This window comes from Amorphus sp. MBR-141, assembly GCF_053628695.1.
Genome location: NZ_JBRJGW010000013.1, coordinates 1 through 12,762, shown reverse-complemented (window position 1 = coordinate 12,762; position 12,762 = coordinate 1). Strand labels below are relative to the sequence as shown.

Sequence of the window (12,762 nt, the reverse complement as noted above, 5' to 3'; positions counted from 1 at the left end):
TGCCCGTGGCACCAAAACAAGATGTGTGCCACGCAGGTTCGATCTTTCCGGGCAGGCAGGGGCGCGCCGGGCGGGTGACAGGTCCGGTGCCGGCGGCCGTCTGCAGCGTTGCCGGCGCTGCGCACGCGCGCCTTGGCCCGGACCGGTTTGCCTGTACTGTCGACGCCATCCGCCGCGCCCGCGGCTCCTGACCGAGGTTTGCCGGTGAAGACCTACCTGCTCCTGTTCGCCGCGATCGTCGCCGAAGTGATCGCCACCACGGCGCTGGCGCGCTCGGAGAGCTTTTCCCGGCTCGTCCCGAGCCTGGTCGCGGTGGTCGGCTATGCGGCGGCGTTCTGGTTCCTGTCGACGCCGCTCCGCACCATGCCGACCGGCATCGTCTACGCGATCTGGTCCGGTCTCGGCATCGTGCTGATCGCCCTGGTGGCGTGGGTCTGGTCGAAACAGCCGCTCGATCTCGCCGCCATCGTCGGCCTCGGGCTGATTCTGGCGGGCGTCGTCGTCGTCAACGTGTTCTCCCACACCGTGAAGCACTGACGGCCGGCCGTGCGTCGTCGCGTCCGCCCAAATGCGTCACAATGAGGAGATAGAGAGCGCAAGTGCGGCACCCGGTTTTCCGCCCGCACCCCGTTCTGAGATACAAGAATCGATCACCATCCGATTCCAGGCAGTCGGGCGACGCTTACAGGCAGAGGTTCAGTCCAGCGATGACCGTTTCCCCGAATTCTCCCGAGGCGCGTGACGCCGCCTTCCATCTGCACTCCTACACCAACGCCCGCAAGCATCTGGAGGCCGGCCCGCTGGTCATCGAGAAGGGCGACGGCATCTATGTCGAGGACAACCAGGGCAAGCGCTACATCGAGGCGATGTCCGGGCTGTGGAGCGTCGGGCTGGGCTTCTCCGAGACGCGCCTGGTCGAGGCGGCGACGCGGCAGATGAGCAAGCTGCCCTTCTACCACACCTTCTCCCATCGCTCGCACGGACCGGTCATCGACCTCGCCGAGAAGCTGATCTCGATGGCACCGGTGCCGATGTCGAAGGTCTACTTCACCAATTCCGGCTCCGAGGCGAACGACACCGCGCTGAAGCTGATCTGGTACCGCTCCAACGCCATGGGCGAGCCCCAACGCAAGAAGGTGATCGCCCGCCAGCGCGGCTACCACGGCGTCACCATCGCCTCCGCCAGCCTCACCGGCCTGCCCAACAATCACCGCTCCTTCGACCTGCCGATCGCCAACGTCCTGCACACCGGCAGCCCGCACTACTGGCGCAGCGGCCGGCCGGGCGAGAGCGAGGAGGCCTTCGCCACCCGGCTCGCCACCGAGCTCGAGGAGCTGATCGTCGCCGAGGGGCCCGAGACCATCGCCGCCTTCTTCGCCGAGCCGCTGATGGGAGCGGGCGGTGTCATCGTGCCGCCGGCGACCTACTGGGAGAAGATCCAGCCGGTCCTGAAGAAGCACGGCATCCTGCTGGTCGCCGACGAGGTGATCTGCGGCTTCGGCCGCACCGGCAACATGTTCGGCACCGAGACCTTCGGGCTCGACCCCGACATCATGGTGATGTCGAAGCAGCTGTCGTCGTCCTACCTGCCGATCTCGGCGCTGATGATCAACGACCGCGTCTTCGAGCCGATCGCCGACGAGAGCGACCGCATCGGCGTGCTCGGCCACGGCTACACCGCCGCCGGCCACCCGGTCGCCGCCGCCGTGGCGCTGGAGAACCTCAAGATCATCGAGGAGCGCGGCCTGGTCGCCCACGCGCGCGAGATGGGCGCGCACATGCACGCCGGTCTCGCCACCCTGAAGGACCACCCGCTGGTGGGGGAGGTCCGCGGCCGCGGGCTCATCGGCGCCGTCGAACTGGTGGCCGACAAGTCGCTCGAGGTGCCCGCCGAGCCGACCGGCAAGCTCGGCGCGGCGATGAACGCGATCCTGCTGGAGAAGGGGCTCATCTCCCGGCCCATGTACGACGCGATGGCGCTGTGCCCGCCGCTGATCGTCACCGAGAAGCAGATCGACACCATCGTCGAGACCATGGCGGCGTCCCTCGACGAACTGCAGCGCACCGCCGCCGCCGCGGCCTGAGGCCGGCACGCCGGCCGTCGTCCGGACCATGCCGGTCCGGACGACGATGCGCGCCGATCCGGGCAGGCTTTGCTCCCGGCCTCCGGCCCGGCGGTTTCAGGTGCTCCAGGAGCAGTAGAGCTGCGTCGGCGCGCCGGGCGTCTGGTCGTTGCGTTCGATTCCGATTTCCAGCCCGTCGCCTTCGCCCTGCAGCACGTCCTTGACGCGCTGTCGCGCAGCCGCCAGCTCGTCGGCGAACACCCTCTTCACGTCCGCCTCCGGCGCGTTGAAGCCGACGGCCCAGAACGAGAAGCCGCATTCGCAGGGCAGGCTCAGCGAATAGGAGACGATCGGCAGCGTCTCGTAGGTGCCCGCCGTCTTCACCGTGACGGCGCCGATCTCGGTCTGCGGACCGGGCTGCTCGGCGGTCACGTTGTCGGCCGGCGTGTTGAGCACGCCGGCGATGGCATCGCGCACGTCGGCCGCGGAGGCCGTGGTCAGGTTGTTGTCTTCGGAGAGATAGCGATCCTGGACGGTCCGCATCGCCTCGGCGTCATCCAGGCAGCCGCCGAGGATGCTGTCCACCAGACCCTGCAGGTAGGGATCCTGGGTCTCGACGGTGGCGGCCTGGGCCGTGGCGGCGGAGGCGAGAAGGGCGAGGGCACATGCGAGGGATTTCATGGACGGATCACACGCCTCCTGAAGACACCGAAATCAGCCTGACAGACTTCGCCTCAACAATGCGATCACCGTATGGCATCGCCGGGCCCGATCGTCTTGGGCCCGGCGATGCGCCCGGTCATTTCGCGGCGAGCCCGCCCTTGGCGAGCGCCCCGCCGGTTGGCGGTGCCGTGCGCCAGACGTCGCCGGCCAGCGCCCGCTTGTAGCCGTAGTCGTACAGCGCGTTCATGTAGACCGGGTCGAACGGCGACGGCAGGTCTTCCACGAAGTCGAGCCCGACATAGGTCACGTAGAAGTCGAAGCCGCGCGCCTTGGTAAGGTCGTACATGATCTCGATGGACTGGATGCCATGACGCTTGATGATCGTCGACAGCGAGCGGCCGGCGATCGAGAACGTCTTCGGCTTGGTCTGCTCGAAGCGCGGCCGCATGGTGTTGTTCATCAGGATGTAGAGGGCGCGCTTGCGCTTATCCATCCGCCGCCGGGGATCTTCCTGGGCCTGGATGGTGGTGGGCAGCGTCAGGATCTGCATGGTCGAGCCGCCGTCGACGTGCATTTCCTCGAAGGTCTGCCCGTCCGCCTCGGCCGTGATGAACACCGGCGGGAAGATGCCGGGGATGCTGGCGGAGGCCTGCAGCACGTCGAGGAACAGCTTGCGGCGGTTCGGCGACGCACTGGCGGCAATCGCGCCCATGTCCCAGACCACCGGGCGCTGGGCGTCGAGGTCGGTGGTCACCACGTAGAGGCGCCGGCCCAACCGGTGCTGGGCGGCGATCTCCTCGATGACCTTGTCGGAGACCTTCTCTTCCATCGTCGCCCGGAGGGGAGCGGAGCTTGCCGCCGCCATGCCGCCCAGGATGCCGCGCAGGCCGACGATCTTGAAGATCTGGTTCTTGTTGATCTCGGTATAGATCGACTTGAGCTGCGGGTCGTAGCTCGGGCCCAGGAACACGAACGGCGCCATCAGCGCCCCCGTCGACACGCCGGACACCAGGTCGAAATTGGGTCGCTTGCCGGCCTTGGTCAGGCCGACCATCACGCCGGCGCCGTAGGCCCCGTCCTCGCCGCCGCCGGAAATCATCAGCCAGTCGGAACGGCCCTTCTTCAGGATGCCCATTCCGCCGACCTGCACCTGGTTCATCACCTGGGCGAACACGTGATCGCGGAAGTTGGTGCCGTCGTCATCGGCATAGAAGCGGATGTTCTCGAAGCCGGGAACGACCGGGTTGGCCTCTTCTGAGAGGGTGAACAGCGGGCGGTCGGGCCCGGACGCACAGGCGGCCAGGGCCAGCGATACCATCAGCACGCCGGCCAGGCTCCGCAGGCGCCTGATCTGATTGGAATATGGCAACGGTTGCCCCCCTGAGCTGCGGGTCGTGCGCGGGAGCACCCGAAACGCCAACTCGTTCAGTCGTTCGACCCCTCGGCCGCCGCGCCATGCCGGCGCGACGCCCGGTTCCCGTGCCGTCCCCCGTCGGAATCCGGCGGTCCGGCCGCAGCCGGATGCCGGATCGGCGGGGAGCGGCCTTACTTGCCGGCCTGCTGCAGGGCCGTCTGGCAAGCCTGAGAGAGCTGCGGCTTGTTCGCCTCAAGGCAGGCGAGCACCTTCTGCTGGTCGGGAATGGCGCTGGCGCAAAGCTTCTCGGCGTCGGCGCGGCAGGCCTGGCGGGGCGATTCGGCCTGGGCGGCGGCGAAGGCCGAACCGGCGAGAAGAAGGCTCACGGCGAACACGATCGGCTTCATGATCTTGCGTCTCCTGGGGCGGACATCCGTTCCGCATTCTGTCGGGACCAAGGCTATAGCTGCGCACCAATGCGGCGGCAACGGAATTGCCGCGGCAGGGCACGGTCCCCGTCGGTTTTCGGGGGCGGCTGCGTGCCGCCGGCAACCCCTGGCGGTCATCGGGGCGGCTGCCACAATCTGCCCGCCGTCCAGGCGAGCAGCGCGGCCACGAGCGCCGACGCCGCCGACAGCGCGGCCGCGGCGCCGAAGCCGAACGGCGCGTAGAGGGCGCCCAGCAGGATCGGCCCGAGGAAGATCGCGCCGTAGGTGACCGTCGTCTGCCATCCCATCAGCACCGCTCTCGCCTCCGCGCCGCGGCGCGAGAGAAGCAGGATGATGAGGTTGACCGCGACGTGGTTGGCGAAGCCCCAGACGAAGGCGGCCGGCAGCGCCGTGACGAACCGCTGGGTCGCCGCATCGAGCCCGAGATAGATCAGCGCGAGCAGAAGGAGCGCGGCCGGCAGCACGCGCTGCGGCCCGAACCGGTCGACGGCGCCCATCGCGAAGCTCGCCGTGCCGAACCCGGCGCCATAGGCGAGTACGACGAGGCCGGCCTCGCTGGCGCTGGCGCCGAAGGCGGTGCGGACGTGGTCGCCCAGATAGGCGAACAGCCCGTAGAAGGCGATCATGTAGAACAGGCAGACGCTCAGCGTCAGCACCGCGCCGGGCAGGCGCAGGGCCTCCAGACGGCGGATGGTCGGGCGCGGCCCGCTCACCGCGTCCGGCAACGGCAGCCGCCGGAAGCCCAGCGAGGCCAACGCCGCAACGCCGGCCAGCAGCCCGTAGACGGTGCGCCAGCCGGCGAGGTCCGAGACCAGCGAGGAGAACGGGACCCCGAGAACGAGGGCAATGCCCCAGCCGCGGATCACCCGGCCCAGCACCTGGCCTCCCTGTCCTTCCGGCGCAATCGAGGTCGCGACCCCGTAGATCGTCGGCAGCATCAGCCCGACCGACGCACCGATGGCCGCCTGGCAGGCGGCGAGCTCGATCCACGAGCGGCTGGCCGCGCTGCCGGCCAATGCCATGGCCATCGCGAGGCTGCCCAGGCTGAGGACGCGCCGCGCGCCGATCCGGGCAGCGGCACCCGCGAACAGGAACGAGGAGACGGCGGTGGCGGCCCCGAACGCCGAAATGGCGCGGGCAACCTTCACCGGATCGGTGTCCATGGAGGCGGCGACGTCGGAGAGGATCGGGCTCAGCACGAACGAGTTCGAGCCGATGATCATGATGCCCAGCGTCAGCAGCCAGATGACCCGGCCTGCCGAATTGTCTTCGGTCATGTGATGGAGGTGCCTTGGTCTGTCGGGGGCGGCGTCCGGGGAGGTCCGGGGCAGCCTACCCCCGTGGGCTGCGAGGATCCACCGGTGGCTGCGCCCCGAGGATGGCAGACCTGCGGGCCGGGCCGGTTCCGCCGGCGCGCCGGCTGGGGTATGGCTTTTTCAGCCGACCGAGACCGGGGGCTTGACCCGGGGCGCGGAAGGCTCAGCTATGACGCAGAGGGGCGTCTGGTCGCCCCGCCTTGATTCAGGGCGCCGGGCGCCCGACAATAGGTCATCATGGTAACGCTTCTCGATCTCAACGACCGCCCCCGTCCGGCAACGGCCGAGGCGCGCCCGCGCCATCCCGAAAAGGCCCGCCGTCCCGAGACGCCGATGCTGCGCAAGCCGGACTGGCTGCGCGTCAAGGCGCCCGGTTCGCCGGTCTACCGGGAAACCCAGGCGATCGTGAAGGACAACGGCCTCGTCACCGTATGCGAGGAGGCGGGCTGTCCGAACATCGGCGAGTGCTGGTCGAAGAAGCACGCCACCTTCATGATCATGGGCGACACCTGCACCCGCGCCTGCGCCTTCTGCAACGTGCGCACCGGCATGCCGGAGGCGCTCGATCCGGCCGAACCTCAGAAGGTGGCCGAGGCGGTGGCCAAGCTCGGCCTCAACCACGTTGTCATCACCTCCGTCGACCGTGACGACCTCGCCGACGGCGGCGCGGAGCACTTCGCCCAGGTGATCGAGGCGATCCGGGTGGCCGCCCCCGGCACCACCATCGAGATCCTGACGCCGGACTTCCTGCGCAAGCCGGGCGCGCTGGAGCGCGTCGTGGAGGCGCGGCCCGACGTCTTCAACCACAACCTGGAGACCGTGCCGGGCCTGTATCTCACGGTCCGCCCGGGCGCCCGCTACTACCACTCGATCCGGCTGCTGGACCGGGTGAAGCAGCTCGATCCGGGCATGTTCACCAAGTCCGGCATCATGGTCGGCCTCGGCGAGGAGCGGAACCAGGTGCTCCAGCTGATGGACGATCTGCGCTCCGCCGACGTCGACTTCCTCACCATCGGCCAGTACCTGCAGCCGACCCGCCGACACCACGCCGTCATCCGGTTCGTGCCGCCGGAGGAGTTCAAGTCGTTCGAGACCATCGCCTACACCAAGGGCTTCCTGATGGTGTCGGCGAGCCCGCTCACCCGCTCCTCCCACCATGCCGGCGAGGACTTCGCGCGCCTGCGCGCCGCCCGCGACGCGAAGGTCGGCGCGGCCTGAAGCGGCTGCGGAAGGGAGCTCTCGCGGTCAGGAGTCTCTGATCCCGCGGATCCGAAAGCCCGCCGGCCGGGGGCCGGCCGGCAGCGCGGTCGACGGTCCGATCAGGTCCGCCCGGGCCGAGCGGCCAGCTGCGCGCGCTGCCCCCACGGCGGTGGAGCGGGCGAGGGCGCTGCGATCCGCGCGGGTGAGGGCCGGCTGAAAGGGTGCCTCACAAGACATTGACTACGAAGGGGAATTCGCTCCGGAGCCGTGCTCGGATCCGGTCGGCCGCGGCTCCGGCGTCGCGGCCTCGCTCGCCTGCTCGTCAGCCGGTATGGCGCGGGCGGTGGCGGCAGGCGGGCGGGCGCCGGACCGGTGCGGGCGGGGCCGGCGGCGAACCCGTCGAGGGCCGTGTGCGTTGCACCCCATATCCGCCTTTCGGGTGGACTCTTGCCGCCCGAGGCCCGTAAATCGGGGCAGGACACATCGGGTCTCGCGTCGGCGCTCCGGAGCCTCTTCCGGTCGGGCGGCCCCCATGGATCGACCTGCCACGGCTCCGGCTTCGTCTGGCCTGAGCCATTCCTTCCGGTCGGATCGGACGATCCGACCGGGCAATGCACCAGGGATCGCACAGGAACCGCTGCCGCCCCATGCCGCACTTCGAGACCACACGCCGCGTCGCCCACTCCGCCGAGGACATGTTCGACCTCGTGGCGGATGTCGACAAGTATCCGGGATTCGTGCCGCTGTGCCAGTCGCTTAGCGTCCGCGGACGGCGCCAGCAGGACGACGGCACCGAGCTGCTGATCGCCGACATGACGGTTGCCTACCGGTTCATCCGCGAGACGTTCACCTCGCGGGTGGTGCTCGACCGGCCGAACCGGACGATTTCGGTGGAATATCTGGACGGCCCGTTCCGCCACATGGAGAACCGCTGGACCTTCAAGCCCATCGACGAGGGGCACTCGGAGGTGGGCTTCTTCATCAGCTACGAGTTCAAGAGCCGGGCGCTGTCGGCGGTCATGGGCTCGGTGTTCGACCGCGCCTTCCGCCGCTTCGCCACCGCCTTCGAGGAGCGCGCCGACCAGGTGTATGGGACCTAGGCTGCGCACTGGCTGCGCACCGGCATCGATCCGGTTCGGTGCGCACCTAACTCTCTCAAAAGAAACAGGTTTCGGCCGTGCGCTCCGCTTGTGCGCAGCTGGCGGCGCGTCGCGGCACCAAACTGCGCGATTCGGGCCTCTGGCTGCGCTATTTGGCACGGTGCGCAGGCGTGCGCAGGCCGCGTGCGGGTGCGCACAGCTGTGCGCGCACCGGCTCCGTGACTGAGCACGCCGCGACCCCATCACCGAGCGTGCCGCATCCCCCGCCGGCGACCGTCTCCTGTCCCCGCTGCTCCGCCTGCCGGTCGACCGCCCCGCTTCCCCCGCGGGGGCATCCGCACGGCCCCGGCGGGATCCGAGCACAGTGTCCGGCCTGCCGCCGTCCACCGGCTTCTGGCTGAAGGTGATGCTGGCAGTGCCGCGGCGGCCGGGTCGGCCAGCCGGCCGCACCCCTTCTGCATTCCGCCGGTCGGCACAGCTCCCGGGTTCCGCAGGGTTGGCACACCTCAGGCATCCCGCAGGGTTGGCGCACCTTCCGCATCCCGCCGGGCGGCACCTTCGCCACACCGTGGGGCGGGCGCTTCCCGCGCCTGTTGCACCACCGCCGCCGGCGCGCGGCGCCACGCTGGCCGGCCCCGTTCTGGCATGTCATTAGCCGGCAAACGAGAGCCGGTGCGTCCGGTTGGGGGCTCCCGCCGGGCACACCGCGCAGGCATTCCGAACAGGAGCAGGTTAGCCGGCTGAGGAAGTTCGGCCGGGGGCGGGGCGGCAGGGGGCGGGCGCGCTGGACGCCCTGGCGCATTTTCCGGTCAGATCGAAGCCGTCCGCGCGGAAAGAAATGGCTCAAGTCTCGGATTCCGAAGCCATTTCTCGTCGATCGGGTGGTTTTGCCCGATCGGACAAGGCTCCGGACGCTTTGGACGCGTTCGGAGGCTTGCCGCGCCACGGGTTCAGGCTCGCCGCGTGGGGCTGTCGCTGCCTGGTCCCGCACCCGGATGTCCACGGTCCGAGCGGCGCTGTGCGGTGCTTCTGCGTGGGCGCGTCCAGGCGCCCGATCGGCCCCGTGAAACACATCGGGGACAATCTCATTTGTCCATGTAATCATCTTTTAGATCAATATCTTGGATGATGAATCTCGCGTTAACCATAAGCCTCCCAGCCTCCCAGCCTCCAGCCTCCAGCCTCCAGCCTCCAGCCTCCAGCCTCCAGCCTCCAGCCTCCGGGGCGGGGCGGCGGGTCAGGCGGCGACGGCCAGGCGGGGGCCGGCCTGGCGGTAGGCCAGCGCCTCGGCGAGATGGAGCCGGCCGACCGTGGGGGCGCCTTCCATGTCGGCCAGCGTGCGGGCGACCTTGAGGACGCGGTGGTAGCCGCGCGCCGACAGGCGCATGGCGTCGGCGGCCTCGCGCAGCAGCCGGGCGCCCTCCGGGTCGGGCGCCGCGATCTCTTCGATGAGGCGCGGGCCGCACTCGGCGTTGGTGCGGGCCGGCGCGCCGAGGGCGGCGAAGCGGGCCCGCTGGATGGCGCGGGCGGCGGCGACCCTGAGGGCGGCCTCGCGGGAGCCTTCGGCGGGCGAGGGCATCGCCATGTCGGAGGCGGTGACGGCGGGCACGTCGATGCGGACGTCGATGCGGTCGAGGAACGGACCGGACAGGCGGGCCTGATAGTCGGCGGCACAGCGGTCGCCGCGCCGGCACTGGTGGCCGGGCTCGCCGTAGTAGCCGCAGCGGCACGGGTTCATGGCGCAGACGAGCTGGAACAGCGCCGGGTAGCTGACCCGGTGGTTGGCGCGGGCGATGACGGCGCGGGCGGTCTCCAGCGGCTCGCGCAGCGCGTCGAGCACCGGCGGGGCGAACTCCGGCAGCTCGTCGAGGAAGAGCACGCCGTGGTGGGCGAGCGACACCTCGCCGGGCCGCGCCCGGACGCCGCCGCCGACCATCGCCGCGGTGGTGGCCGAATGGTGGGGCGCGCGGAACGGCCGCCGCGCCGACAGCCGGCCCTCGCCGAGCTGGCCGGCGATCGACTGCACCATCGACACCTCAAGCAGCTCGCGCGGCGCCAGCGGCGGCAGGATGGAGGGCAGCCGCTGGGCGAGCATCGACTTGCCGGAGCCGGGCGGCCCGACCATCAGCAAGTTGTGGCCGCCGGCAGCGGCGATCTCCAGCGCGCGCTTGGCGGTCTCCTGGCCCTTCACGTCGGCGAGGTCGGGCAGGGGGGCGCCGTCCTCGCGCACCTTCGGGTCGGGCCGCGACAGCACCTGGGTGCCCTTGAAGTGGTTGGCGAGCGCGATCAGGCTGCGCGGCGCCAGGATCGCCATGTCGCCCGACGCCCACGCCGCCTCCGGCCCGCAGGCGGACGGGCAGATCAGCCCCTTGCCGAGCGCGTTGGCGCCGATCGCCGCCGGCAGGACGCCGGCCACCGGCGCGATGGTGCCGTCGAGCGACAGCTCGCCGAGCACAACGTAGTCGAGCACCTGGTCGGCGGGGACGACGCCCATCGCCGCCATCAGCCCGACGGCGATCGGCAGGTCGTAGTGGCTGCCTTCCTTCGGCAGGTCGGCGGGGGCAAGGTTGACGGTGATGCGCTTGGGCGGCAGCGACAGGCCGGAGGCGATCAGCGCCGAGCGCACCCGCTCGCGGCTTTCCCCCACCGCCTTGTCGGGCAGGCCGACGATGGTGAAGGCGACGGTGCCCGGGCCGACCTGGACCTGGACGTCCACCGGCACGGCCTCGACGCCCTGGAACGCCACCGTCGTCACGTGCGAGACCATCGTCACCCTCCCGGCCAGCCGCAATCAAAAGTAGCGGACGGCGGGAGTTCGCGCAAGAACATTATGGGAACAGAAGCGCCCCAAGGCGGCGATCAGGCGGCGGTCAGGCGTCCGAGAGGGCCGTCATGTCGGGCGCGCCGATCGCCTCGCCGCGCCGCTTCATGGCGTAGACGGTGCCGGCCCACAGCACGATGCCGATCCCGAGCAGGACGGCGGCGATCAGGTATTGCGTGGCATCGCGCCCCGTCCACGGGCCGACGAAGAAGGCGCAGGAGGCCGCGCCGAGATAGGGCAGGCCGAGCGGCGCGCGGAAATGCGCGTGGTCGACCGTGTCGGAGCGCAGCACCAGCACGGCGACGTTGACGACGGCGAAGACGCCGAGCAGCAGCAGCGCCGTCGTCCCGCCGAGATCGGGAACCGCGCCGACGAAGACGATCAGCCCGGCGGCGAGCAGCGTGGTGAAGACGATCGAGACGTAAGGCGTGCGCCGGGCCTTCGAGACCCGGCCGAGGACGCGCGGCAGCACGCGCTCCTGCGCCATGCCGTAGAGCAGGCGGCTCGCCATCAGCATGTTGATCAGGGCGGAGTTCGCCACCGCGAACATGGTGATGACGCCGAACACGCTGAGCGGGAACCACGGCGCGCCGGCCTCCACCACCTTCAGCAGCGGCGTCGCGCCCTCGCTGAGCGCGTCGATCTCGACCAGCGCGATCGCCGTCACCGAGACCAGCAGGTAGATGACGCCGGTCAGCACCAGCCCGCCGAGCAGCACCTTCGGGAAGATGCGCGACGGATCCTTCGATTCCTCCGCCATGTTGACGGAATCCTCGAAGCCCACCATGGCGAAGAAGGCCAGCGTCGTCGCCGCCACCACCGGCCAGAAGATGCCGCCGTCGCCGGCCGACGAGAAGTCGACGGCGCGGCTGAAGTCGCCCTGGCCGCCGGCCAGCGCCGCCGCGCCGATCAGGATGATGATCAGGAGGCCGGTCAGCTCGATGCAGGTGAACACCACGTTGAGCTTGACGCTCTCGCTGACGCCGCGCCAGTTGACCAGCCCGATCAGCCCCATGAAGGCGAGGCCGATGGCGGTGACGCCGACGGCGCCGGCACCGAAGCCGAAGCTTGCGGCGAAATTCTCCGCGAATGCCCGGGCCGCCGTCGAGGCCGAGGTGATGCCGGACGACATCACGGTGAAGGCGACGATGAACGTCACGAAGTGCACCCCGAACGCCTTTTGCGTGTAGAGGGCGGCGCCGGCGGCGCGCGGATACTTGGTGACCAGTTCGAGATAGCTGCAGGCGGTGACGGCGGCGAGGGCGAAGGCCACCAGGAACGGCAGCCAGACGATCCCGCCGACTTCCCCGGCCACCTTGCCGGTCAGCGCGTAGATGCCGGTGCCGAGCACGTCGCCGACGATGAACAGCAGCAGCAGCCCGGGCCCCATGACGCGCTTCAGCCCGGGCTCTTGCCCGTGGGCGCCCTGGCTGTCGCTTGGTTGCCCGGCCTTACCTTGCCCGGCCTTACCTTGTCCGCCCGTGCCCTGTTCCTGCGCCATGCCGGCCTCCCCCAATCCACCGTGCGGCCAGGGTTGAGAAACCGGCTAACGGTTGAGAGTCCAAACGGCGGGGAGAGTGTGTTGGTTCCGGGGGGGCGATGAGGGCGCGGGCGGAGGGCGGAAGGCTGGCGGAGGTGGCAAGGCCGAGATGTGGCTCGACGGGGCGACATCGCATCGCCTGCGATGAAAATCGCCAAGGTCTTAGAGTCCGTCTCGAAACTGGCGCGGGAGGTGGATAGCCGGGGCCAGAATGTGATTCCAAGCGGTTGTCGAAGCCAGCTTGGAGAACGTCATG

The 12,762-nt window shown here is 69.9% G+C and carries 10 protein-coding genes; 4 read left to right on the top strand and 6 right to left on the bottom strand.

The features are described 5' to 3' along the window. Window positions 1–204 precede the first annotated feature (204 nt). The gene (locus tag ACSSVZ_RS17175; RefSeq protein ID WP_453971932.1) at window positions 205–537 is read left to right on the top strand and encodes an SMR family transporter; all 333 of its coding nucleotides are present in this window, start codon (window positions 205–207) and stop codon (window positions 535–537) included. 170 nt (window positions 538–707) lie between these two features. Further along, window positions 708–2,084 (top strand): aspartate aminotransferase family protein, encoded by a 1,377-nt coding sequence (locus ACSSVZ_RS17170; RefSeq protein WP_453971930.1) that lies wholly within the window; start codon window positions 708–710, stop codon window positions 2,082–2,084. A 96-nt stretch (window positions 2,085–2,180) separates the two neighbouring features. Here the strand turns inward: ACSSVZ_RS17170 and ACSSVZ_RS17165 are convergent, their stop codons facing one another. The 4 genes from ACSSVZ_RS17165 to ACSSVZ_RS17150 all read right to left on the bottom strand — a co-directional run bounded on the left by ACSSVZ_RS17165 (window position 2,181) and on the right by ACSSVZ_RS17150 (window position 5,806). Continuing rightward, window positions 2,181–2,744 (bottom strand): hypothetical protein, encoded by a 564-nt coding sequence (locus ACSSVZ_RS17165; protein WP_453971929.1) that lies wholly within the window; start codon window positions 2,742–2,744, stop codon window positions 2,181–2,183. A gap of 118 nt (window positions 2,745–2,862) precedes the next feature. Then, window positions 2,863–4,044: a patatin-like phospholipase family protein gene (locus ACSSVZ_RS17160; protein WP_453972082.1), complete on the bottom strand. Its 1,182-nt coding sequence runs from the start codon at window positions 4,042–4,044 to the stop codon at window positions 2,863–2,865. Between the two features lie 227 nt (window positions 4,045–4,271). Beyond that, window positions 4,272–4,487, bottom strand: a complete 216-nt coding sequence (locus tag ACSSVZ_RS17155) for a cysteine rich repeat-containing protein (RefSeq protein WP_453971927.1) — start codon at window positions 4,485–4,487, stop codon at window positions 4,272–4,274. A gap of 155 nt (window positions 4,488–4,642) precedes the next feature. Continuing rightward, a complete protein-coding gene (locus ACSSVZ_RS17150; RefSeq protein WP_453971925.1) occupies window positions 4,643–5,806 on the bottom strand; it encodes an MFS transporter in 1,164 nt (387 codons plus the stop codon). Between the two features lie 276 nt (window positions 5,807–6,082). Between ACSSVZ_RS17150 and lipA the strand changes: the two genes are divergently transcribed. Both lipA and ACSSVZ_RS17140 read left to right on the top strand, forming a co-directional pair. Further along, a complete protein-coding gene (gene lipA, locus ACSSVZ_RS17145; protein ID WP_453971923.1) occupies window positions 6,083–7,063 on the top strand; it encodes a lipoyl synthase in 981 nt (326 codons plus the stop codon). Window positions 7,064–7,692: 629 nt separating this feature from the next. After that, on the top strand, window positions 7,693–8,145 hold the full coding sequence (locus ACSSVZ_RS17140; RefSeq protein ID WP_453971921.1) for a type II toxin-antitoxin system RatA family toxin: 453 nt from the start codon (window positions 7,693–7,695) through the stop codon (window positions 8,143–8,145). Between the two features lie 1,237 nt (window positions 8,146–9,382). Here the strand turns inward: ACSSVZ_RS17140 and ACSSVZ_RS17135 are convergent. Next, window positions 9,383–10,912 carry a YifB family Mg chelatase-like AAA ATPase gene (locus ACSSVZ_RS17135; protein WP_453971920.1) on the bottom strand — a complete coding sequence of 510 codons (1,530 nt, stop codon included), beginning with the start codon at window positions 10,910–10,912 and terminating at the stop codon, window positions 9,383–9,385. A gap of 103 nt (window positions 10,913–11,015) precedes the next feature. After that, the gene (locus ACSSVZ_RS17130) at window positions 11,016–12,467 is read right to left on the bottom strand and encodes an APC family permease (RefSeq protein WP_453971919.1); all 1,452 of its coding nucleotides are present in this window, start codon (window positions 12,465–12,467) and stop codon (window positions 11,016–11,018) included. Between the last annotated feature and the right edge of the window lie 295 nt (window positions 12,468–12,762).

Bases quoted from the DNA above. Each gene is read 5' to 3' on its own strand.
- ACSSVZ_RS17170 (WP_453971930.1), top strand. From the start codon at position 708: ATGACCGTTTCCCCGAATTCTCCCGAGGCGCGTGACGCCGCCTTCCAT.
- ACSSVZ_RS17165 (WP_453971929.1), bottom strand. From the start codon at position 2,744: ATGAAATCCCTCGCATGTGCCCTCGCCCTTCTCGCCTCCGCCGCCACG.
- ACSSVZ_RS17160 (WP_453972082.1), bottom strand. From the start codon at position 4,044: ATGGTATCGCTGGCCCTGGCCGCCTGTGCGTCCGGGCCCGACCGCCCG.
- ACSSVZ_RS17155 (WP_453971927.1), bottom strand. From the start codon at position 4,487: ATGAAGCCGATCGTGTTCGCCGTGAGCCTTCTTCTCGCCGGTTCGGCC.
- ACSSVZ_RS17150 (WP_453971925.1), bottom strand. From the start codon at position 5,806: ATGACCGAAGACAATTCGGCAGGCCGGGTCATCTGGCTGCTGACGCTG.
- lipA (WP_453971923.1), top strand. From the start codon at position 6,083: ATGGTAACGCTTCTCGATCTCAACGACCGCCCCCGTCCGGCAACGGCC.
- ACSSVZ_RS17140 (WP_453971921.1), top strand. From the start codon at position 7,693: ATGCCGCACTTCGAGACCACACGCCGCGTCGCCCACTCCGCCGAGGAC.
- ACSSVZ_RS17135 (WP_453971920.1), bottom strand. From the start codon at position 10,912: ATGGTCTCGCACGTGACGACGGTGGCGTTCCAGGGCGTCGAGGCCGTG.
- ACSSVZ_RS17130 (WP_453971919.1), bottom strand. From the start codon at position 12,467: ATGGCGCAGGAACAGGGCACGGGCGGACAAGGTAAGGCCGGGCAAGGT.